The organism is Streptomyces antimicrobicus (assembly GCF_020532625.1).
Lineage (GTDB): Bacteria > Actinomycetota > Actinomycetes > Streptomycetales > Streptomycetaceae > Streptomyces > Streptomyces antimicrobicus.
In genome coordinates this window covers 1-21,536 of sequence record NZ_JAJAUY010000101.1, presented here as the reverse complement: position 1 = coordinate 21,536, position 21,536 = coordinate 1, and the positions used below count along the sequence as shown (strand labels likewise).

At 75.3% G+C, this 21,536-nt stretch carries 21 protein-coding genes; 13 read left to right on the top strand and 8 right to left on the bottom strand.

Annotated elements, in window-relative coordinates:
- Nucleotides 1-136: 136 nt before the first annotated feature.
- Nucleotides 137-595 (top strand): MarR family winged helix-turn-helix transcriptional regulator, encoded by a 459-nt coding sequence (locus LG632_RS21925; RefSeq protein WP_374203538.1) that lies wholly within the window; start codon nt 137-139, stop codon nt 593-595.
- 31 nt (nt 596-626) lie between these two features.
- Here LG632_RS21925 and LG632_RS21920 read toward each other — a convergent pair whose 3' ends face one another.
- On the bottom strand, nt 627-1,403 hold the full coding sequence (locus LG632_RS21920) for a protein phosphatase 2C domain-containing protein (protein ID WP_226729127.1): 777 nt from the start codon (nt 1,401-1,403) through the stop codon (nt 627-629).
- 386 nt (nt 1,404-1,789) lie between these two features.
- Between LG632_RS21920 and LG632_RS21915 the strand changes: the two genes are divergently transcribed.
- The 5 genes from LG632_RS21915 to LG632_RS21895 are packed head-to-tail and all read left to right on the top strand — an operon-like array spanning nt 1,790 to nt 7,475.
- Nucleotides 1,790-4,720, top strand: a complete 2,931-nt coding sequence (locus tag LG632_RS21915; protein ID WP_226729126.1) for a sensor histidine kinase — start codon at nt 1,790-1,792, stop codon at nt 4,718-4,720.
- On the top strand, nt 4,717-5,208 hold the full coding sequence (locus LG632_RS21910; protein ID WP_226729125.1) for a roadblock/LC7 domain-containing protein: 492 nt from the start codon (nt 4,717-4,719) through the stop codon (nt 5,206-5,208). The genes LG632_RS21915 and LG632_RS21910 overlap by 4 nt, the downstream gene beginning before the upstream one ends.
- Nucleotides 5,205-5,591, top strand: a complete 387-nt coding sequence (locus LG632_RS21905) for a DUF742 domain-containing protein (RefSeq protein ID WP_226729124.1) — start codon at nt 5,205-5,207, stop codon at nt 5,589-5,591. Before LG632_RS21910 ends, LG632_RS21905 begins: the two co-directional genes overlap by 4 nt.
- Nucleotides 5,572-6,192, top strand: a complete 621-nt coding sequence (locus LG632_RS21900; RefSeq protein ID WP_226729123.1) for a GTP-binding protein — start codon at nt 5,572-5,574, stop codon at nt 6,190-6,192. The genes LG632_RS21905 and LG632_RS21900 overlap by 20 nt, the downstream gene beginning before the upstream one ends.
- Nucleotides 6,193-6,212: 20 nt before the next feature.
- The gene (locus tag LG632_RS21895; RefSeq protein WP_226729122.1) at nt 6,213-7,475 is read left to right on the top strand and encodes a styrene monooxygenase/indole monooxygenase family protein; all 1,263 of its coding nucleotides are present in this window, start codon (nt 6,213-6,215) and stop codon (nt 7,473-7,475) included.
- Here the strand turns inward: LG632_RS21895 and LG632_RS21890 are convergent.
- The 3 genes from LG632_RS21890 to LG632_RS21880 all read right to left on the bottom strand — a co-directional run bounded on the left by LG632_RS21890 (nt 7,427) and on the right by LG632_RS21880 (nt 10,012).
- Nucleotides 7,427-8,599 carry a C40 family peptidase gene (locus LG632_RS21890; protein WP_226729121.1) on the bottom strand — a complete coding sequence of 391 codons (1,173 nt, stop codon included), beginning with the start codon at nt 8,597-8,599 and terminating at the stop codon, nt 7,427-7,429. The two genes, LG632_RS21895 and LG632_RS21890, sit on opposite strands and share 49 nt — an antisense overlap.
- A 382-nt stretch (nt 8,600-8,981) precedes the next feature.
- The gene (locus tag LG632_RS21885) at nt 8,982-9,446 is read right to left on the bottom strand and encodes an SHOCT domain-containing protein (RefSeq protein ID WP_226729120.1); all 465 of its coding nucleotides are present in this window, start codon (nt 9,444-9,446) and stop codon (nt 8,982-8,984) included.
- A gap of 176 nt (nt 9,447-9,622) precedes the next feature.
- A complete protein-coding gene (locus tag LG632_RS21880; RefSeq protein ID WP_226729129.1) occupies nt 9,623-10,012 on the bottom strand; it encodes a DUF6325 family protein in 390 nt (129 codons plus the stop codon).
- A gap of 97 nt (nt 10,013-10,109) precedes the next feature.
- On the opposite strand from LG632_RS21880, the gene LG632_RS21875 reads away from it, so the two are divergent.
- The 3 genes from LG632_RS21875 to LG632_RS21865 are packed head-to-tail and all read left to right on the top strand — an operon-like array spanning nt 10,110 to nt 13,517.
- The gene (locus LG632_RS21875; protein WP_374203539.1) at nt 10,110-11,567 is read left to right on the top strand and encodes an FtsW/RodA/SpoVE family cell cycle protein; all 1,458 of its coding nucleotides are present in this window, start codon (nt 10,110-10,112) and stop codon (nt 11,565-11,567) included.
- A complete protein-coding gene (locus tag LG632_RS21870) occupies nt 11,564-13,027 on the top strand; it encodes a penicillin-binding transpeptidase domain-containing protein (RefSeq protein ID WP_226729118.1) in 1,464 nt (487 codons plus the stop codon). Before LG632_RS21875 ends, LG632_RS21870 begins: the two co-directional genes overlap by 4 nt.
- Before the next feature lie 31 nt (nt 13,028-13,058).
- Nucleotides 13,059-13,517, top strand: coding sequence for a DUF3291 domain-containing protein (locus LG632_RS21865; protein WP_226729117.1), 459 nt, complete (start codon nt 13,059-13,061; stop codon nt 13,515-13,517).
- A 48-nt stretch (nt 13,518-13,565) separates the two neighbouring features.
- On the opposite strand, the gene LG632_RS21860 is transcribed toward LG632_RS21865, so the two are convergent.
- Complete coding sequence (locus LG632_RS21860; protein ID WP_226729116.1) at nt 13,566-14,669, bottom strand: ferritin-like domain-containing protein; 1,104 nt, start codon at nt 14,667-14,669, stop codon at nt 13,566-13,568.
- A 189-nt stretch (nt 14,670-14,858) separates the two neighbouring features.
- On the opposite strand from LG632_RS21860, the gene LG632_RS21855 reads away from it, so the two are divergent.
- From LG632_RS21855 to LG632_RS21845, 3 genes are read left to right on the top strand one after another with little or no spacing between them, the layout of a single operon-like run.
- Nucleotides 14,859-15,788, top strand: coding sequence for an AurF N-oxygenase family protein (locus LG632_RS21855; protein ID WP_226729115.1), 930 nt, complete (start codon nt 14,859-14,861; stop codon nt 15,786-15,788).
- Nucleotides 15,789-15,824: 36 nt separating this feature from the next.
- Nucleotides 15,825-16,556, top strand: a complete 732-nt coding sequence (locus tag LG632_RS21850) for a TetR/AcrR family transcriptional regulator (protein WP_226729114.1) — start codon at nt 15,825-15,827, stop codon at nt 16,554-16,556.
- 10 nt (nt 16,557-16,566) lie between these two features.
- Nucleotides 16,567-16,956, top strand: a complete 390-nt coding sequence (locus LG632_RS21845) for a DUF8847 domain-containing protein (RefSeq protein ID WP_226729113.1) — start codon at nt 16,567-16,569, stop codon at nt 16,954-16,956.
- A gap of 42 nt (nt 16,957-16,998) precedes the next feature.
- On the opposite strand, the gene LG632_RS21840 is transcribed toward LG632_RS21845, so the two are convergent.
- The 3 genes from LG632_RS21840 to LG632_RS21830 form a co-directional block, all read right to left on the bottom strand.
- The gene (locus tag LG632_RS21840) at nt 16,999-18,309 is read right to left on the bottom strand and encodes an ATP-binding protein (protein ID WP_226729112.1); all 1,311 of its coding nucleotides are present in this window, start codon (nt 18,307-18,309) and stop codon (nt 16,999-17,001) included.
- A 7-nt stretch (nt 18,310-18,316) separates the two neighbouring features.
- Nucleotides 18,317-19,150 carry a hypothetical protein gene (locus LG632_RS21835; protein WP_226729111.1) on the bottom strand — a complete coding sequence of 278 codons (834 nt, stop codon included), beginning with the start codon at nt 19,148-19,150 and terminating at the stop codon, nt 18,317-18,319.
- A gap of 588 nt (nt 19,151-19,738) precedes the next feature.
- Nucleotides 19,739-20,473, bottom strand: a complete 735-nt coding sequence (locus LG632_RS21830; RefSeq protein WP_226729110.1) for a hypothetical protein — start codon at nt 20,471-20,473, stop codon at nt 19,739-19,741.
- 223 nt (nt 20,474-20,696) lie between these two features.
- Between LG632_RS21830 and LG632_RS21825 the strand changes: the two genes are divergently transcribed.
- Entirely contained in the window at nt 20,697-21,488 is a 792-nt protein-coding gene (locus tag LG632_RS21825; protein ID WP_264202116.1) for a nuclease-related domain-containing protein, read from the top strand.
- The last annotated feature ends 48 nt before the right edge of the window (nt 21,489-21,536 follow it).

Sequence of the window (21,536 nt, the reverse complement as noted above, 5' to 3'; positions counted from 1 at the left end):
CCCGCGCCCCCGCACCCGCGCCCCCCGATCCCGTCCCCCCGTCCCCCCGCCCCTGGCCGCCGCCCCTGCGGTGACCAGGGCCGGGGGCTGCGAAACTGGGGGCGGGGACCAGGCCAGCGGGTCACACACACCACCGATGGGAGCGGCCGTGCACGGGAGCGAAGACCAGGAGTTCCTCGCGTTGGAGCGGGAGCTGTCCGTCTTCCTCCGGCGGGCCCGCGCCTCCTCGGGGGAGATGGCGCGCCAGCTGCACCCGGAGCTGGAGCCCGCCGCGTACGGGCTGCTGGTCCGGCTGGAGGCGGCCGGCCGGCAGCGCGCCACGGACCTGGCCACGTACTTCGGCGTCGGCAAGGCCACGATGAGCCGCCAGCTGCGGGCGCTGGAGGACCTGGGGCTCGTCGCCCGGGAGCAGGACCCGGCGGACGGCCGGGCGTTCCTCGTGGGGCTGACGGACGAGGGCCGCGCGCGCTTCCTCGCGGTGCGCGACGCCCGCCGCAGCCAGTACATGCGCAAGCTCGCCGGCTGGGACCGCGGCGAGGTGGCGGAGCTGGCCCGCCTGCTGCACCAGCTGAACCAGGGCCCGGACACGGCGTGACCGGCCGGGCCGGGCCCCGCCCGCGGCCCCCTCAGAGTTCGGCGTAGACCGCCGAGGCGTCGTCGTGGCGCTTGCCGCGGGCCCAGGAGCGGTCCGGGTCCGACTCGACGGACCGGACCCGGGAGATCAGGCCCTGCGCGCCCTCCTTGCGCAGCACCGCCAGGCACTCGGCCCAGTCGCCCTCGGCGAACGTGTCCGTCCAGCGGCTCGCGCCGTCCGTCAGGGCGGCCAGCGCCCGCACCCGCTCCCGCGGCGTGCTGCCGGTGACCGCCCGCGCCGCCACCGCCGGGTCGGCCGCGGCGGTGAAGAAGCCCCCCTCCGCGTTGCGCAGCGCGTCCGTGGCCGCGACCGACCGCAGCGTCTCGCGCGGCACCCGGTCCAGCCGGTCGTCCAGCACCGTCGTCACCTCGCCCTCCGGGGACTGCAGCAGGAGCACCGAGTCGGACAGCACGAGGTGCTCCACGCGCTCCTCGTCCCAGCGGGCCACCACCACCGTCGCCTGGGGCGTGCGGACGTGAGAAAGGTCACACTCGTCACGGTGGGCGTCGGCCGTGGCGCGGATGGACTCGGCCAGGACCTGATCGAGCGGCAGGTCCCGGCGGGAACCGGACAGTTCGGTCAATCGACCACCCAGACGGGCGGTGAACCACGGCACCCCGTGCGTGCATCCGGTGTCCCCGCGCGGCGGTGTGACCCCGTCCAGCGCGACCAGCACGCCACCCCCGCCGGAGGCGGGCAGGGCCGCCGACACCCAGTCCTCATTGGGGTGTTCCGGATTTCCGGGGGCTGTCGCGAGATCGATGCGCATACGGACAGTGTGCCCTGGGATGTCCGGTGCGACGGGGGTTCGCCCCTGGAGATCGACTTCAGGTCCGTACCAATCCGGCGAACGCGGCCGAACGGCACCGGCGGAGCGGGGCGGGGCATCCTGCCAAAGGCCGCCGCGATCTTTCAACCGGCCGTCCACGAACCGGAGCCCCGAGGGGTGGCCGCCGAGTTGTTCGCCAACTCTTCCGTGATGTTCACTCGTTCGAGTGGCCGGGCGGGCGATGTACGGCTCTCTCCCCAACACACTGCAAGGGTCGGAAGCGGTACGAGCGGGCGGGGAGCGTTTACTTGTTGACCGGCCGTTGACTCGGCCAGTTCGAGCAGACGATTCACGGCACGACCACACGTACAGGATGGCGAGCACCGGTGCAGAAGAAGCGGTCTCGGAAGAACGGCACCGCGCATGCCGAAGGACGCACCGTACGGGTGCGCCGCAGGCTGGTCGTCGGCGTCGCCGTCGCCGGTCTGGCGGTCCTCGGAGCGGGCGCCCCGGCCGTCGTGTCCGCCTCGGCGGACCTGGGCGACTCCCAGGCGCTGGTCGGCCTCGCCGAGCAGACCCGGCACACCGTCACCCTCGGCCACCTGCTGGCCGACGAACGGGACGCCGTCACCGAGTTCGTGGCCAAGGGCCGCCCCGCCGCCGGCAAGGCCGCCGTCCAGGAGCGCACCGCGCGCGCCGACCGGCAGCTCGCCGAGGCCAAGGCGGCCGCCGACGAGGAGCTCGCCCAGGCCCTCGGCCGCATCCAGGGCGTCCGCGACGAGGCCCTGAACGGCAAGGGCACCGCGCTCGCCGCCCACCAGGCGTACTCCGCCGTCATCGTCGAACTCCTCACCCCCGGCGCCCGGCTGGCCGAACGCACCCCGCCGCGCGCCGAGGCCGCACTGGCCACCAACCGCCCGCTGGCGCCGCTGGGCCTGGCCGTGGAGCAGGCCTCGGCCACCCGCGGCCTGCTGCTCGCCGCCCTCGCCACGCAGCCGCCCGGCTCGACCGTCGCCGACGAACTCAGCACCGCCGCCCAGCGGTCCCGGGTCCGCGAGCAGGGCGCGCTCGACGACTTCAACCGGGCCGCGCTGCCCGACGTACGCCAGACCCTCGCCGCGACCGTCACCGGCCCCGAGGTCAAGGCCGCCGAGGAGCACCTCAAGCGGCTCACCGAGCGGCCCACGCTGTCCCCGGCCGACCGCGCCAGGACCGACGCCGCCGCCGTCGGCACGGCGCTGACCGCCCGCATCGACCGGATGCGCTCGGTGGAGTCCACCCTCGCCGCCGAACGGGCCGAGGCCCTGGCCGCGCTGCGCGACGACGACGTGACCCGGCTGGAGCTGCTGATCGCCGTCGTGGGCGTGCTGTTCCTGCTCGCCGTGGGCGTCTGCACCGCCGTCGCGCGGTCGCTGACCCGCCCGCTGTCGGTGCTGCGGCGCGGCGCGGCGCGGCTGGCGACCGCCGAGGGCTCGGTGGAGCCGGTGAAGTTCACCGGCCGCAACGACGAGTTCGCCGACGTCGTGCGCTCGCTGAACGCCATGCGCGAGCAGACCGTCGCCCTGCACACCAAGATCGCCGGACTGGACGCCGACCGGCGCCGCCTCATCGGCCGCAACGAGGCCCTCAGCAGCGGCCGTACGGCGCTGGAGGCGGAACTGGCCGAGCTGCGCCGGGGCCTGGAGGAGCACCGCCGCATCCTGTCCACCACCTCCGTCTCGCTGTCCCTGCGCACGCTGGGCCTGGTCGAGCGGCAGCTCGCCGTCATCGAGGAGCTGGAGGCCAAGGAGCAGGACCCGGACCGGCTCGCGACGCTGTTCCGGCTCGACCACCTCGCGACGGTGATGCGCCGGCACAACGAGAACCTGCTCGTCCTGGCCGGCCAGGAACACGGGCCGGGCCACGCCCACCCGGTGCCCCTGGTCGACGTCATGCGGGCCGCCGTCAGCGAGATCGAGCGCTACGAGCGGGTGGACCTGCGGGCGGTCCCCGCGCACCCGCAGGTGGCCGGGCACGCGGCGGACGACCTCTCGCACGTCCTCGCCGAGCTGCTGGAGAACGCGACCACCTTCTCGCCGCCGGACGCCAAGGTGAAGGTGTCGGGCCGGCTGCTCGACAACGGCGACGCCGTGCTGTCCGTCGTGGACGAGGGCATCGGCGTCACCGAGGACCGGCTCGCCGCGCTCAACGTCCGGCTCTCCACGCCCGACGCCTACGACGCCGAGCCGGAGGCCGAGCACGGGCTGGGCCTCGGCCTGTACGTGGCCGGCCGGCTGGCCGCGCGGCACGGCGTCACCGCCGAGCTGCGGGCCGGGCGGCACGGGGGCACCGAGGCCGTGGTCGTGATCCCGGCCGGGCTGCTGCCCGTCACCCCCGCCTTCTCCCCGGTCCACACCCTGGCCGGCTCCGGCGCTCCCGCGCTGCAGCTGCCGGGAGTGGTGGCCGAGGCCAACGAGCACACCCTGCCCCCGCGCGTCCGGCCGTACCCGGCGGAGCCGGCGCGGGAGGCCGCGCCCGAGGTCGCCCCGGAGGCGGCCACGGAGGCCGCGCCGGAGGCAGCCACGGAGGTCGCGTCGGAGGCGGCGCCCGAGCCGGCCGACGGGACCGCGCCCGAGCCGGGCCACGGGACCGCGACCGAGACCGCCCGCGAGGGCGCGTCCGAGGCCGCCCGTGAGGCGTCCGAGCCCGCCCGCGAGCGCGCGTCCGAGACTGCCGCCGAGCCGCGTCCCACCGTCCCGGCCCCGGCGGAGCCGGTCGCCGAGCCCGCCGTGCGCACCCTGGCCGAGGCGTTGGCCGGGGACGCCGAGGGCGGCTCCGGCACCGGCGGAGTCGGCGAGGGCCAGGGGCCGTTGCCGCCGACCGAGCAGATCTTCACCGCGGCCGGACCCGAGACGCCCGGACCCGAGACGGCCGGGCCCGAGACGCCCGGACCCGCCAGCCCCGGCCTCGACGCGGTCGAGCCGGCCCCGGCCGGGCCCGGCGCCGGCCGGTCCGCCGCCCCCGAGGCCGACTCCCACGCCCAGGCGCGGGACGAGGCCGACGGCTGGGTGCCGCGGCAGGGCAGCCACCCCGAGGAGTCCGAGGAGGCCGTCACCGCCACGGGGCTGCCGAAGCGGACCCCGCGGGTCGTGGCCGCCGGACGGGCTCCGGCCGCCCGTCCCGAGCCCCGCAAGAAGGTCGACGCCGAGGAACTGCGCCGCCGGCTCGGCGGGTTCTACCAGGGGGCCCTGGACGGACGACGAGTGGTGGAAGCCGAACTCGCCGCCGACCAGGGGCACAACGAACCGGGGGACACCGCACAGGAGGCCCGCACATGACCGCGCCCAGTACGTACGGACTGAGCACCCAGGCCCGCAACCTGCAGTGGCTGCTGACCGACCTGGTCGAGGAGGTGCCAGGGATCGTCTCGGTGGCCGTCGTCTCCTCCGACGGGCTGCTCCTGCTCTCCTCCGAGCCCGAGGCGCAGGCCGCGGCCACCGCCGCGGACCCCGGGCGGCGCCCCGCCGGCCCGCGCGGCGCCTGCGCCGACCTCGCCACCATCGTCTCGGGCCTCGGCAGCCTCACCACCGGCGCCGCCGAGCTGATGGACGGCGGCGCGGTCAAGCAGACCATGGTGGCCATGGAGCACGGCTCGGTCTTCGTCATGGCCATCAGCGACGGCTCGCTGCTGGGTGTCCACGCCACGCCCGACTGCGACATGAGCGTGGTGGCGTACCACATGGCGCTCTTCGTCGGCCGTGCCGGACACGTCCTGACCCCCGAAGTCCGCAGTGAACTGCGTCAGTCCCTGGAGAGCACCCAGTGAGGGCAGCAGCACCCGCCCCCGCACGCCTGCCGATACGCGGGGCGGACCGCCGCCCCGCGCGCGTCCGCCCGTACTCCCTCACCGGGGGCCGCACCCGCTTCACCCGCGTCCTGCTCGTGGAGACCTTCGTCGCCACCCTCGACGCGGAGGTGAAGAAGAACGACCGCATGCCCGAGATGCGGGCCATCGTCGAGGTCTGCCGCCGCATGCGCACGATCGCCGAGATCGCGGCGCTGCTGAAGCTGCCGCTCGGCGTGGTCCGCGTCCTCGTCAGCGACCTCGCCGACCAGGGCCGGCTGCGCGTCTACGGCGGCGGCCACGGCACCGGCCGCCCCGACCGCGCCACGCTGGAAAGGGTGCTCAGTGGTCTCCGCCGTCTTTGACAACCTCCTGGAGCGCGAGGAGGGCGTCCAGCCCTGGCAGTACGACCGCTCCCGCGCCCCCGTCGCCGTCAAGGTGCTGGTCGCCGGCGGTTTCGGGGTCGGCAAGACCACCTTCGTCGGCTCCGTCTCGGAGATCACCCCGCTGCGCACCGAGGCCGTGATGACCGCGGCCGCCGCGCCGACCGACGACCTGTCCGGCACCCCGGACAAGGCCACCACCACCGTCGCGATGGACTTCGGCCGCGTCACCCTGGACGACGACCTGGTCCTGTACGTGTACGGGACGCCGGGCCAGGAGCGGTTCTGGTTCATGTGGGACGACCTCGTCCGCGGCGCCGCCGGCGGCATCGTGCTGGCCGACACCCGCCGGCTGCGGGACTGCTTCCCGGCGCTGGACTACTTCGAGAGCTGCGGCCTGCCCTACGCCGTCGCGGTCAACCACTTCGAGGGCTCGCGCGCGTACGGCGCCGACGACGTCCGCGAGGCGCTCAGCATCGCGGCGACCGTCCCCGTCGTGATCATGGACGCGCGCCGCCGGGACACCGTCGTGGAGTCCCTGGTCACCCTGGTCGGCCACGCCCTCGACAGCACCCCCGAGTAGCCCGCGAACGAGAGATCCCCATGCGCACGGTACTTGTCGTGGGGGCCGGGCAGTCCGGCCTCCAGCTCGCCCTCGGACTCCAGGACAAGGGGTACGAGGTCACCCTCATGTCCAACCGGACGCCGGACGAGATCCGGTCCGGCCGGGTGATGTCCACGCAGGTCATGTTCGACACCGCGCTCCAGCACGAGCGGGACCTGAGGCTCAACTTCTGGGAGGGCCGCGCCCCGCGGATCGAGGGCCTGGGCGTCAGCGTCGCCGCGCCCGACGGCTCCGGCCGCGCGGTGGACTGGCTCGGCCGGCTGCGGGCGTACGCCCAGTCCGTGGACCAGCGGCTGAAGATGGCCGGCTGGCTGGAGACGTTCGTGCAGCGCGGCGGCCGGCTGGTCGTCCACGGCGCCTCCGTCGCCGACCTGGACTACCTCTCCGGCACGTACGACCTCACGCTGGTGGCGGCCGGCAAGGGCGAGCTCGTGTCGATGTTCGAACGGGACCCGGCCCGGTCCCCGTACGACGCCCCGCAGCGCGCCCTCGCGGTCAGCTACGTGACCGGGCTCCGGCCGCGGGCGGAGCACCCGGGGACCGAGGCGGTGCGCTGCAACCTGGTGCCGGGGGTCGGCGAGCTGTTCGTGATGCCCACCCTGACCCTGTCCGGGCGGGCCGACATCCTGTTCTGGGAGGGGCTGCCGGGCGGCCCGCTGGACGTCTTCCGGGGCGTGCGGGACCCGGCCGAGCACCTGGCGCTGACCCTGGAGCTCATGGAGAAGTACACCCCCTGGGAGTACGAGCGGGCCGCCGGCGTCGAGCTGACCGACTCCGGTGCCACGCTGGCCGGCCGGTACGCGCCGGTGGTCCGCAAGCCCGTCGGGCGGCTGCCGGGCGGCGGGCTCGTGCTGGGCGTCGGGGACGTGGTCGTGACCAACGACCCGATCACGGGCCAGGGCGCCAACGCGGCGGCCAAGTGCGCGGCGTCGTACCTGTCCTCCGTCCTGATGCGCGGGGACCGGCCGTTCGACGAGGCCTGGATGAAGGCCACGTTCGACAAGTACTGGTTCACCACCGGCAAGCCGGTCACCCGGTGGACCAACGCGATGCTGGCGCCGCCACCGGAGCACGTGCTGAACCTGATCGGCGCGGCCGGGCAGTTGCAGCCGGTGGCGGATCGATTCGCCAACGGCTTCGACAACCCGGCCGACTTCGACGACTGGTTCTACGACCCGGTGGACGCGGTGGACTACCTGGCCGAGGTCGGGGCCGGGGCGGGGGCCTCCTCCGCGGAGTAGCCGGTGTGGTCGCCCGTACCGCCCTCGCCCTCGCCCGCGTCGGCGGACGGGGGCAGCTCCGGCGGCGCGTAGTGCGCCAGCGGGGCGCCGTCCGGGTCCGGCCGTACGGCGCCCAGCAGCGGGTTCGCGGCGATGGGGGAGACCTTGACGCGGGCGCCCGGCCGGGGCGCCTGGACCACCTTGCCGTCGCCCAGGTACAGCGCGACATGGGTGGCCTTGGGGAAGTAGACGACCAGGTCACCGGGGCGGAGCTGGTTCAGCGGGATCCGGGTGAGCTGGGCCCACTGCTCCTGGCTGGTGCGCGGGATCGTCCGGCCGGCCGCCGCCCAGGCCTGCGAGGTCAGGCCGGAGCAGTCGAAGGAGCCGGGGCCCTCGGCGCCCCACACGTAGGGCTTGCCGATCTGCGCGGTCGCGTACCGGACGGCGGCACCGCCGGCCGCGGTGGGCGTGCGGGTGGCGGTGCCGAGTCGGCCCGAGGCCAGCAGGTCGCGCTGGGCGCCGGCGGTGACCGCGCGTTCGCGGGCCGAGAGCGCGGCCAGCTCGTCGGTGGTGAGCGAGGCCAGCAGCCGCTCCACCTGCTGGAGCCGGCCGGTGACCTCCTCCTTCTGCGCCTTGCGCCGGGCGACCAGGTCCGCCTGGGACCGCAGCTCCTCGCGGGCCTTGGCCGCCAGCGCACCCGCCTGAGCGGCGCTGCGGGTCAGCCGCTGGATCACGGCGGCCCGGTGGGCGGCCTCGCGGGCGGCGACCCGGCGCTGCTCGAGCAACGCCTGGGGGTCGCCGGACAGCAGCATCCGCGCGTAGCGGGGCAGGGCGTCGTGGGAGCCCTGGTACTGGGCGCGGGCCAGCCGGCCGGCGGCGGCCCGGTGCCGGGCGAGGGCGCCGTGGGCGGCACCGAGCTCCGAGGTGAGCCGGCGTTCCTCGCCCTGGCGGGCGGCCAGGGCCGCCTCGGTGGCGTTGTAGGCCTCGGTGGCCTCCTCGGCCTTCTGGTACAGCCCCTGAAGCTCGGTCAGCAACTGCCCGACGTCCCGCCCGGGCTCGGGCGCGGCGCTCGCAGGGGACACCGGGGTGGCCGCGGCGAGGGCCGCGGCGAGGCAGGCGGCGGCGCGCAGCAGCCGTCGTGACATGAGATCACCTCCGCCCCCGAACCGTCCCACACCCGGTATGACAAACCCCCGCATCCCATGCCGCTCCCCACCGGGATCCACCTACTCGGCGGCACGGCCCCCCACTTCTGTCTGCCGTCCGGCCGAAGCCGGTGCACGGGGCGGCCCCGGGGCCCCGCCCCTGTCCGCCGCGGGGCCGGAGCCGGTGTTCGGGGGCGCGGGGAACGGCGCGGCCGGCCGGGGGCGGCCTGCGGCCTGCGGGGGAGGGTGGGTTGCGCGGCGGGGTCGGGGTGCGGCCTTGCCGCGGGTGGTTGCTGCCGTCCGGTGGCTGCTGGCCTGTTTGTGGCCGGGCGCGCAGTTCCTCGCGCCCCTGGGCGGGGCTTCGGTGCGGGCCGGGGCCCGCTCACTCGCGTAGCAGGCGGGCCTTGGCGCGGCTGAACTCCTCCGGGGTCAGCAGGCCCTCGCGGGCCAGCGCGGCGAGTTGCGTGAGCTGGGCGATGAGGGAGCCGTCGGCGTGCTCCGCGTGGTCACCGGCGCCGGGTGTCGGGACTCCCGCGCCTGCCTCGCCGGGCTCACCACCCCCGGCGGCACCGTGGGGCGGCGGCTCCGCCCACGCTCCCGCACCCGCCTCCGCCGAAGCGCCCGGCCCGGCCGCCCCTGCCCCCGCCTCCGGCCACGCCCCCGCGCCCGGCGCGACGGGCGCCCCCGGCGGCCAGGGTTCCGCCTGGGTCGTGGGGTCCCTCGGGGTGGCCCCGAGGTCCTGGGGCAGCGGGGCCCGACCCCCGGCCCCGGCCCCGGTCTCGGCCCTGGCTCCGGCTCCGCCTCCGGCCCCGGCTCCGCCTCCGGCCCCGGCCGCGCCCGTAGCCACGCCCCCGCGCCCTGCCGGGACTGCCGGGACTGCCGGGGCTCCCGGGACTGCCGGGAGTACCGGGACCTGGGCCGGCTCCCAGACGTACGCGCCCCGCGCCAGCAGCCCCCGCAGCAGCGGCCGCCCCGCCGGGCGCTCCGCGGGACGGACGACCGGGCCGACCGGGCGGATGAACATCACGCCACCCCCAGCCGCTCGGCCGGGATCCGTACCGACCCCGCGATCCGCCCCCCGGCCTGCCGCACGGCGATCGCCGCGTCCTCGGCCCACACGTGCTCCACCAGCACCAGCAGCGCACAGCTGCCCCGCTCCAGCAGGTCTGCGGCCTCCCGTACGTCCTCCGGCCCGATCAACCGCGCCGCCTCCCGGTGCGCGAGCAGCCCGGCCAGTTCGACGAACTCGTCGAACTCCGCCGCCAGCACCTCTCCCGCCGCCGTCTTGGTGCACACGAGCCCGTCGATCAGGCGCACGTTGCCGGTCTTGCGCAGCCCCATCACGGCGGCCACGGCGGGCACCCGCAGCTGTTCCTCGGGGAAGGCCAGCACGATGAACTCCACCGGTCCCATGTCCACGGCTCCCGATCGTTTCTGACGACTCTTCGGCAGACTATGACATAGAGGGGCGTAAGCCCCGGACGCTTGCTACGTTTCCCATATGACCGCATTGACGGCAAAGGTGGTGGACCGCCCCCCGCCACCGGGCGCGTCCCGACCCCCCTCCCCCCGGGCCATCGAGCTGGCGCTCCTGACCGGCGCGGTCCTGGTCTCCGTCCTCGGCCACCTCTACGCCGGCCTGGCGACCACCGGACACCTCCCGCCCGGCTCCGGCCGCTACGCCGCCGGCCTCGCCGGCGCCGCCCTGTTCGCGCACCTGGCCGTCCGCCTCCGCGCGCCGTCCGCCGACCCGCTCGTGCTGCCCATCGCCGTCCTGCTCAACGGCCTGGGCCTGGTCCTCATCCGCCGGCTGGACCTCACCACCCCCGGCCACGCCACCGCCGACACCCAACTGCTGTGGTCGGCCCTCGGGGTCGTCCTGTTCGTCGTGGTGGTGGCCGTGCTCCGCGACCACCGGGTGCTCCAGCGCTACGCGTACCTCAGCGTGACCGCGGCGCTGGTCCTGATGCTCGTCCCGGTCTGCTTCCCCGCCGTCAACGGCGCCCACATCTGGGTCCGGTTCGCCGGGCTCTCCTTCCAGCCGGGGGAGTTCGCCAAGATCCTGCTCGCCGTCTTCTTCGCCACGTACCTCGCCGCCAACCGGACCGCCCTCGCCCTGACCGGCCGCCGGATCTGGAAGCTGCGGCTGCTGCCGGGCCGGGTGCTCGCGCCGATCCTGGCCATCTGGCTGCTGAGCGTGGGCGTGCTGGTGCTCGAACGGGACCTCGGCACCTCGCTGCTGTTCTTCGGACTCTTCGTGATCATGCTGTTCTCGGCCACCGGCCGGATCGGCTGGATCGCGGTCGGGCTGCTGCTCGCGGGGTTGGGCGCGTACGCGGTGGGCACGTTCGAGCCGCATGTGCACGGCCGCGTCGAGGACTGGCTGAACCCCTTCGCCTCGATCGAACGGGGCCAGGGGCCGGGCCAGCTCGCCCAGTCGCTGTTCGCGTTCGGCGCGGGCGGGGTGCTCGGCACCGGGCTCGGCCACGGCCGGTCCTTCCTCATCGGCTTCGCCGCCAAGTCCGACTTCATCCTGGCCACCGCGGGGGAGGAGCTCGGGCTGGCGGGTGTCAGCGCGCTCCTGGCCCTCTACGCCCTCCTCGTCGCCCGCGGCTTCCGGGCGGGCCTGGCGCTGCGCGACCCCTTCGGCCGGCTGCTGGCCACCGGGCTGGCCTCGATCCTGGCGCTCCAGGTGTTCGTGATCGCCGGCGGGGTCACCGGGCTGATCCCGCTGACCGGCATGGCCATGCCCTTCCTCGCCCAGGGCGGTTCCTCGGTGGTGACCAACTGGATCATCGTCGCCCTGCTGGTCCGGCTCGGCGACAGCGCCGCCCGCGACAGCGCCGGTCGCGACAGCTCCGCCCGCGACGGCTCCGCCCGCGACGACTCCGGCCGCCACGGCGCCGACGCGCACGGACCCGACGGCGTACCACCCACCCTGCGGCTGCCCGGGGAGGCCCCCCGGTGATCCGCTGCATCCGCTGGTGCGCGGCCTTCTGCGCCCTGCTGTTCGCCGCCCTGCTCGCCAACGTCGGCCGCGTGCAGGTCTGGGAGGCCGCCGCGCTGGACGCCCACCCGGCCAACAAGCGGACCGCCATCGACCGCTACGCCCGCCCGCGCGGGGACATCCTGGTCGACGGGGTCGCGGTGACCGGCTCCCGCGACAGCGGCCAGCTGCTGCGCTACGAGCGCACGTACCGCGACGGCCCGCTCTACGCCCCCGTGACGGGCTTCTCCTCGCAGACCTACGGCACCAGCTTCGTCGAACGCGCCGAGGACGCGGTGCTCTCGGGCACCGACCCGGGCCTGTCGGCCTTCCCGCTCTGGTACGAGCTCTCCCGGGGGCGGCCGGCCGGCGGGCACGCCGTCACCACCGTCCGGGCCGCCGTCCAGCGCGCCGCGTTCGAGGGGCTGGCCGGCAAGCGGGGCGCGGTGGCGGCCGTCGAGCCGTCCTCGGGGCGCATCCTGGCCCTGGTCAGCAGCCCCTCGTACGATCCGGGCGTGCTGTCGGGCACCGGCTCCGCGGTCCGGGAGGCCTGGGCGCGGCTGAACGCCGACCCGGCCCGGCCGATGCTCAACCGGGCGCTGCGGGAGACGTACCCGCCCGGTTCCACGTTCAAGATCGTGACCGCGGCGGCGGCCCTGGACTCGGGCGTGGTCACGGACGTGGACGCGCCGACCCGCACCCCCGACCCGTACCCGCTGCCGGGCACCCGCACCCTGCTGCCGAACGCCGCCACCGGCTGCGAGGACGCCTCGATGGCCGAGGCCGTGCAGTGGTCGTGCAACACGGTGATGGCCCGGATCGGGGTGCAGGTGGGCCTGCGGCGCATGGTCGAGGCGGCGCGGCGGTTCGGTTTCAACGACGACGGGCTCCGGGTGCCGTCCTGGGTGTCCCGGTCGAACTTCGACACCGACATGAGCCCCGACCAGCTGGCGCTGTCGGCCATCGGGCAGTTCAACACCACGGCGACCCCGCTGCAGATGGCCCTGGTCGCGGCGGCCGTCGCCAACGGCGGCGAGATCGCCCGGCCCTGGCTGGTGGAGCGCACCACCCAGGACGACGGCTCGCCCGTCCGCTCGGGGCAGCGCCGCTCGCTGGGGCGGGCCATGACCCCGGCCACGGCGCTGCGGTTGCAGCAGCTGATGGTCAAGGTGGTCGAGGAGGGCACCGGCCGCAACGCGGCCGTGCCCGGCGCGGTGGTCGGCGGCAAGACCGGCACGGCCCAGCACGGCGTGGGCAACGCCGGGACGCCGTACGCCTGGTTCATCGGATGGGCCAAGGCCGAGGACGCCGCCGTACCGGCGGTCGCGCTGGCGGTCGTGGTCGAGGACGCCGCGGCCCGCCGGGGCGACATCAGCGGCAACAGCGCGGCGGCCCCGATCGCCCGCACGGTGCTCCAGGCGGCCCTGAGCACCGCCCGCTGAACCAGGGCGCCCGGGTCAGTAGGGTGCGTCCATGACCACCTACGAACTGGCGCAGGCCAACATAGGCGTGGCCCGATTCCCCACCGAAGCCCGCGAGTTCGACGACTTCAAGGCCGGGGTCGGGCCCGTCAACGACGCCGCCGACCGGGCCGACGGGTTCGTCTGGCGGTTCGTGGACGCGTCCGGGCACGGCGGGCCGCGGCACCGGGCGTTCGGGGACGAGCGGATCGTGATGAACCTGTCCGTGTGGCGCGACCCCGCCGCCCTGGCCGCCTTCGTCGGGCGGGGGCTGCACCGGGAGCTCATGCGCCGCCGGGACGAGTGGTTCGAGCGGCAGGCGGCGGAGGTGGCCGTGCTCTGGTGGGTGCCCGCGGGGGTGCGGCCGACGGTGGCGGACGGCGAGGAAAGGCTTCTGCACCTGCGCGCCCACGGCCCCACGGCCTACGCCTTCACCCTGGGCGCCCCCTTCCCGCCCCCGGCCGCCGACTAGGGCCGCGCCCTTCCGCCACGGCCGCGGGCCAGGCCGCGCCCCCCCCGGCTAGGGCCGCGCCCCTTCGGCCACGGCCGCTTCGACCTCCGCCACCCGGGCCGCCTCCTCGGCCGCGAAGCGTTCGCGGTCGAGTGCCTCCGCGAGCTCCTCGTCCTGGGTCATCAGCAGGTCCAGGTTCGCGTCGCCCAGGTCGAAGACGCCCATGTCGAGGTAGGCCTTCTGCAGCCGCGGGCCCCACAGGCCGATGTCCTTCACGCACGGCACGATCCGGCTGAACAGCAGCTTGCGGAACAGGCGCAGGAACTCCGAGCGTTCGCTCAGCTCCTCCGCCTCCTTGCGCGGGACGCCGAAGTTCTCCAGCACCTCCACCCCGCGCAGCCGGTCCCGCATCAGGTAGCAGCCCTCGATCACGAACTCCTCGCGCTCGCGCAGTTCGGCGTCCGTGAGCTGCCTGTAGTGGTCCCGCAGCGCCATCCGCCCGAACGCCACGTGCCGCGCCTCGTCCTGCATCACGTAGGCCAGGATCTGCCGGGGCAGCGGCTCGGTGGTGGTGTCGCGGATCATGCCGAACGCCGCCAGGGCCAGGCCCTCGATCAGCACCTGCATCCCCAGGTACGGCATGTCCCAGCGGGAGTCGCGCAGCGTGTCGCCCAGCAGGCCCTGGAGGTTGTCGTCGACCGGGTAGAGCATGCCGATCTTCTCGTGCAGGAAGCGCCCGTAGATCTCCGCGTGCCGAGCCTCGTCCATGGTCTGCGTCGCCGAGTAGAACTTGGCGTCCAGGTCCGGCACCGACTCCACGATCCGCGCCGCGCACACCATCGCGCCCTGCTCGCCGTGCAGGAACTGGCTGAACTGCCAGGAGGTGTAGTGCCGCCGCAGGTCCCCCTTGTCCTTCTCGGTCAGCTTCGCCCAGTGCCGGGTCCCGTACAGGGTCAGCACGTCGTCCGGGGTGCCCAGCGGGTCGTACGGGTCGACCTCCAGGTCCCAGTCGATGCGCTTGGCGCCGTCCCACTGCTTGTCCTTGCCCTTCTGGTACAGGGCCAGCAGCCGGTCGCGGCCGTCGTCGTAGTCCCAGCTGAAGCGGGCCGATCCCGAGGCCGGGACCTCCCAGCCGGGGCCGGGGGCCTGGGTGTAGAGCCGTTGCGTCGACACTGAGGTCCTGCCTTCCACGCGCCGTAGCGAATCGGGCCGTTGGCAGTGCAGCACGTTGGTAGACACCGGGTCAACAAGTCGCGCGCGAGGGATTGACGGCCTTGCTGACAGGCAGTCTCATAAGTGCTGACCGCTGGTAACCCGCGCCGGTGCTTCCTCGCCGGCAACCCCTCCGAGGTGTCCCACGCCATGACGACCACGACCGACCACGCGTTCCTCGCGGACGCGCTCGGCCCGCTCAAGGACCGCGAGCAGATCGCCGCACGGCTGCTGGAGTCCTCCGCCAAGCACTCCTTCGACCCCGACCGCGAACTCGACTGGGACGCCCCGCCCGTCGAGGGCAAGTGGTACTGGCCGCCGGAGCTGGTCTCGCTCTACGACACCCCGCTGTGGAAGAAGATGCCCGAGGAACAGCGCATGGACCTCGCCCGCCACGAGGCGGCGGCGCTGGCCTCCCTCGGCATCTGGTTCGAGATCATCCTCATGCAGCTGATGGTGCGCCACATCTACGACAAGTCCCTGACCAGCAACCACGTCCGCTACGCGCTCACCGAGATCGCCGACGAGTGCCGGCACTCGATGATGTTCGCCCGCATGATCCGGACCGGCGGCGCCCCCGCCTACCCGGTCTCCCGGCTCAACCACAACCTCGGCCGGATCCTCAAGACCGTCTCCACCACCCCGGGGTCCTTCGCCTGCACCCTGCTCGGCGAGGAGATCCTCGACTGGATGCAGCGCCTGACCTTCCCCGACGAGCGGATCCAGCCGCTCGTGCGCGGCGTGACCCGGATCCACGTCGTCGAGGAGGCCCGGCACGTCCGGTACGCCCGCGAGGAGCTGCGCCGCCAGATGGTCACCGCCCCGCGCTGGGAACGCGAACTGACCCGGATCAGCTGCGGCGAAGCCGCCCGCGTCTTCTCCCTCGCCTTCGTCAACCCGGCCGTCTACGACAACGTGGGCCTGGACCGCCGCGAGGCCGTCGCCCAGGTCCGCGCCAGCGGCCACCGCCGCGAGGTGATGCAGACCGGGGCCAAGCGCCTGACCGACTTCCTCGACGACATCGGCGTCCTGCGCGGGGTCGGCCGCAAGCTGTGGAAGAGCTCCGGACTCCTCGCCTGAAACCCGTACGGTGCGGGGGGCGGCTACGCTGCCCGCATGACCCGGACGACACCCGCGGCCCCCCGCGCCTACCGCCGCCTGAGCGTGCCGGAGCGGCGGGCGCAGCTCCTCGACGCCGCCCTGTCGCTGTTCGCGCACCGCGCCCCGGAGGACGTCTCGCTGGACGACGTCGCCGAGGCCGCGGGAGTCTCCCGGCCGCTGGTCTACCGCTACTTCCCCGGCGGCAAGCAGCAGTTGTACGAGGCCGCGCTGCGCTCGGCGGCCGACGAGCTCGCGGTCTGCTTCGCCGAGCCGCAGACCGGGCCGCTGACCCTGCGGCTGGCCCGGGCCCTGGAGCGCTACCTCGCCTTCGTCGACCAGCACGACACCGGCTTCAGCGCCCTGCTGCACGGCGGCAGCGTGGTGGAGACCTCCCGCACCACCGCCATCGTGGACGGGATCCGGCGCCGGGCCGCCGAGCAGATCCTCGTCCACCTGGCCGTGCCCGCACCGGGCCCGCGGCTGCGGATGATGGTCCGCACGTGGATCACGGCGGTCGAGGCGGCGTCGCTGATCTGGCTGGACGAGGGCAAGCAGCCCGACGTGGCGGAGCTGCGCGACTGGCTGCTGGACCAGTTCGTCGCCCTGCTCACCGCCACCGCCGCCACCGATCCGCAGACGGCGGCCGTGGCGCGCGCCGCGCTCGCGCTGGAGGCCCCCGACGGGCCGGTGGGGGTCCTGGCCCGGCGCGTGATCCCGGTGGTCTCCGAGGCGGCGCACCTGCTGTGACACTGGTGGGGTGAGAAGCGAGAACACCCCGTTCGAGGGCGGCCCGATGGACGGCCGGGTCCTGCCGGTCCTGGTGGGACCGACCGGCCATCCGCCCAAGTGGTACGAGATCCCGGTCCCGGACGCCGCCGGCGGCCCCCCGACAGTCCTCCTCTACCAGCGGGTCCCGGCCGGCTACACCAAGCGGCTGGGCCTCCAGAAGGGCTGGAAGTACACCTACGAGCCGACCGGGGTGAAGCCGAAACTCCGCTGGCCCTGGACGAAGCCGCAGCCGCAGTCGAAACCGCAGCCGAAGCCGGATCCGGACCCGGCGGCAGGGCCGGATCCGGCGGCAGGGCCGGATGCGGGGCGGGGGCCGGAGCAGGGGCCGGGGTCGGGGCAGGAGCAGGGCCGGGGCTAGGAGGGCGTCGGGCGGCGGGCGGGCCGGGCGCCAGGCCGGGGGCTACGTCGGCTGCGGAGGGTCGTCCGGTGGGGGCGGCAGGTGGAGGGTGGCGACCGCGCCGCCGTCGGGGGCGTTGCGGAAGGTCAGCCGAGCGCCCAGCACCTCGGCCTGACCCAGCGCGATCGTCAGCCCCAGCCCGTGCCCCTTGGCCCCCGAGCCCGGCTCCGTACGGAAGCGCTGCGGGCCGTGCGCCAGCAGGTAGTCGGGGAAGCCGTCCCCGTGGTCCCGTACGGTCACCACCGGCCCGTCCACGGTCAGCACCACCGGCGCCCGCCCGTGCTTGTGCGCGTTGGCCACCAGGTTCCCCAGCACCCGCTCCAGCCGCCGCCGGTCCGTCTCCACGCACAGGTCGCGCACGACCTCGACCTCGGTCCCGGTGCCGGAGGCCCGGACCACCCGCTCGACCAGCGGGCCCAGCGGGTGCAGGTCCGTCTCGATCTGCTCGCTGCCCGAGTCCAGCCGGGAGATCTCCAGCAGGTCCTCGGTCAACTGCCGCATCGTGCGGACACGCTCCTGCACCAGCTCGGTCGGCCGCCCCGGCGGCAGCAGCTCGGAGGCCGCCTGCAGACCCGTCAGCGGGGTGCGCAGCTCGTGCGCCACGTCCGCCGTGAACCGCTGCTCGCTCAGCAGCTTCGCCTGCAGGCTCGCCGCCATCGTGTCCAGCGCCCCGGCGACCGTGGCCACCTCGTCCTGGTGGCGCGCGGCGTTCTTGGTGCGCGGGTCGTCGACCCGCGCGTCGAGGTCGCCCGTGCTGATCCGGCGCGCCACCGTGGCCGTCTGGTGCAGCCGGCGGGTGACCCGGGTGACGGCGAACGCGCCGACCAGCAGGGTCCCGCCGATCGCCAGCACCGACGAGCCGATGATCGCGTTGTCCAGCCCGCTGATCGTGCGCGCGCTCTGGCTGTAGTCGATGGCCGTGGCCAGCGCCCTGCCGTCCGCCGGCGCCGCCGCCCACATCGTGGCCCGGCCGTCCTTGTCGGCCACGATCGTGCCGCGCTGCCCGGAGACGGCCAGGTCGCGCAGCGACTGCGGCAGCCCCGGCAGGTCGAGCCCGGTCTCGGGGGGCAACTGCTCGCCCGCCTCGTAGGCGCGGGCGGCGTCGTGCAGCTTCATCAGCGCCTTCTCCCGGGCCGTGCGCACGGTCTGCCGGGTCACCTCGACGTGCACGAGCGCGCCGAGTACGGCCGCCAGCGAGCAGCACATCACCACGATGAAGCAGGCGGACTTCCAGGTCAGCGTCGCGGTCCAGGCGGGCAGGCGGGGGGCGCGGATCCGCGGCGTACCGTTTCTGCGGGGCGTGGGGCGTCTCATGGCCGGCTCATCGCGGCGGGGAGGGCGGGACGGGCCGCACACCGGGAGCCGCACCGGGCCCGGACCCCGACCCGGACCCCGAGCCGTGGCCGGAACCGTGGCCGGACCCGGACCCGGACCCGTGGCCGGACCCCGGTCCCGACCCGGGCCCGGAGCCCTGGTTCTGCGGGACGCGGACGATCTGCTCCCGGGTCGGCAGCATCGTGCGCTGCTTCTCGTCCCAGGACCAGGCGGTGATCAGCTCGTAGCCGGGGTTGCCGCTGGGCACCCGTACGATCACGTCCCGGCCGGCCAGCTCCACGCTGACGGCGGTCTCGGTCGTGGCCATGATCCGGTTGAGCCGGCCGTCGGGGTCGGCCGTGTACACGCGGACCGACAGCATCCGGTCCGGCAGCTCGATGCCGATGATCAGCTCGTCCTTGCCGTTGCCGGTGAGGTCGCGGTAGTAGGGGCTGAGCACCGGGCACTGCGGCGTCTGCTGCCCCACCGCCTGGCACTTCGCGATCGCCTCGGCCGTCCCCCTGGGCATGCCGTCCGGGCCCACCTCCGCCTTGGGGTGGTTCTTGACCTCCGCCTGCACCAGGGCCACCGGGTCCACCGCGTGCACGTCCTCGTTCTGCACCGGCGGGATGCCCTTGACGTACTCGGGCGGGGCGCCGCCCGGATCGGCCGGCGGGACCGTCGCGCCCTGCCGCCCCGGCCACAGGTGCACCGGGCCGCTCGCCGTCGGCGTGGCGCCGGCGGCGTCGAGACCGCCGGTGTTGTTGCAGGCCGCGGTCAGCAGGGTGAGGGGGAGCAGCGCGGCACCGACGGCCACCGTGCTCGGGCGAAAGCGCTTCACCGCGTCCCGCGTCCTCCTGTTCCTGACTCGCCGTCCTGGCTGAGACCGTCCGTCACCGCCGCGCCGCACAGACGCACCGCGCCGAACGCGCCGAACGCGACGACGGCGCGCCGCGTGTCAAGGCGTCGCGGCAACGTGTCGCGTCGACTCGGCGGGTCGACTCGGCGGGTCGACGCGACGCGTCGGCTCTTCGGGTCAGCTCGTGGTGTCGGCTCATCGTGTCAGCTGATCGCGTCAACCATAGACAGAGGTCCGGACCTCCCGCGCCCACGGGCCCGCCCACCGGCGCGCCCACGGCTCCGCGGCCCGCACAGCGGCCCGCCGGGAGCCGCTCCCACGGGTCCGACCCACGAGGCGCCTTCTGCATGGGCCGCCGTACGTGTGGAGCCGTACGCGCGGCGCCGTACGCGTGTGGCCGAACGCGGGCGCCGTACGTGTGCGGCTGTACGCGGGCCGCCGTACGTGTGCGGCTGTACGTGTGCGGCCGTACGCCTCCCGGGGTACGCGCCCCACCGGACGGTGTCGCCGCCCCCGGCCCGGCCTGGCCCGGCCGGGGAGGGGAGGGGGGAGGGAAGGGAAGGGGGGAGATCAGGAGTCGGAACGCCCGCGCCGCAGCATCGCGAACCCCAGGCCGGCGGCGCCGACGGCCGCCATGCCGCCGCCGGCGGCGAGCATCAGCACGCCCTCGCCGGGCCCGTCCGCGAGCGTGTGGAGCCGCAGCGTGCGCGCGGTGCCCCCGTCGGCCGTGCCCGCCTCCCGCTCCCCGGTGGAGCCGGACACGGTGCCCCGGCCGGTCCCGTCGCCCTTGGCGGACTCGGTGGATTCGGCGGGCCCGGTGCCCTCGGTGGCCACCGCCGGCCGGGCCCCGGCCTGCGGCGCGCCGCGCAGCGGGGCCGTGCCCGCGTACGCCGCCGTCCGGGTGGCGGTCTTGCGGCCGTCGGCCACCGGCTCGGCGCTCGGGTGCGCCCCGCCCGCCGTCCAGGAGGAGAGGCTGCCGTCGGGGCCGAGGGCCATGTACAGGGTCCCGGCCGAGCCGTAGCCCGTCGCACCGGCGCGGCTGGTGAGGGTCGAGACCGTGGCCCCGTCCCGGATCACGTCGGCCTCGTAGCCGCCCGCGCCGACCCGGTAGACCTTGGCGACCGACACCCCGTCCGCCAGCGACAGGCTCTTGACCAGGGTCCGCTGCGGCCCGGCGGAGTGCGCGGCCGCCGCGGCCGGTACCCCGTCGGCCAGGGCTGCGGCGGCGGGCAGCGCCAGCAGGCTCCCGGCGCAGGCGGTCACGGCGGCGGCGCGGGTGAGGGTGCGGCGGCGGACGGTGCTCACGGGAAGTCCTCAAGTCCTTCGGTCGGTCGAAGAGGGTCGGTTCTCGCCCGGGGTGCCGGGGCGAGGACCAACCTAGGGCGCGGATCTTGCAGCCCGGTCGTGGTTGTGTAACAGCCACCCTGCGGGGTGGCTGCGGAGTCGTTACACGACCGCCGGATTGCCGCATCCGGGGGATTGCCGCCGCCGTCCCGGGCTGCTCCCATGGACCGCGGGGGTGAGGGCGATGAAGGTGGTTCCCAGCGGACGGCCCGGGCGGGGGAGGCTCTACGTCACCCTGCCGGACGGGCGCAGCGTGGCCTGGTACGACCGCGAGGCCGGCCGTGTGAGCGTCCTGGCCGAGGAGCACACCGAGGCCGCGGTGGCGGCGTTACGCCCGTACCTGACCGGTTCCTGGACCGTGGGCCCGCCCCCGGTGCCCGGCCCCGCCGAGCTGGTGCGGCTCTGCCTGCACCCCGACGACGACCTGGCGCCCAACCGGCCCGGCGAACACCTCCTCGGCGAGATCGACCACGGCCCCGGAGGCACCCGGGCCCGCCACCGGCTGCGGCCGGACCTGCTGGCCCAGGCGCGGTTCGGGGCCGAGCTGGACACCCTGGAGGACGCGGGCTGGCGCGTGCTGCACGCCGTGCCGCTGCCCGGCGCCGGCCGCATCGACCACCTGCTGATCGGCCCGGGCGGGGTGCTGTGCGTCCGTACGGTGGCGGGCCGGCGGCAGCGGGTGCACGTGGGCGACCTGCTGGTCACCACCGGGCGCACCGAACCCCGCCCGGACGTCCGCTGGTCCCGCCGCGCCGCCGAACGCGCCGGCCACGCCCTGACGGCCCCCGTCCGCCCCGCCCTCGCCGTGGTCGACGCGACCCGCGTGGACGTGGCCCCGACGCTGCGCGACGTACGGGTCCTGCGGCCGGGGGACGCGGGCACGGCACTGGCACACGAGGGCGGGGTGCTCAAGCCGGCCGAGATAGCCGCCCTGTACGGCACCGCCCGCGACCGGCGCACGTGGGCAAGGCTGTAACGCCACCGCACCCCCGCGGCCGGGCCGGGCACGGCCGGGCCCGGCGTG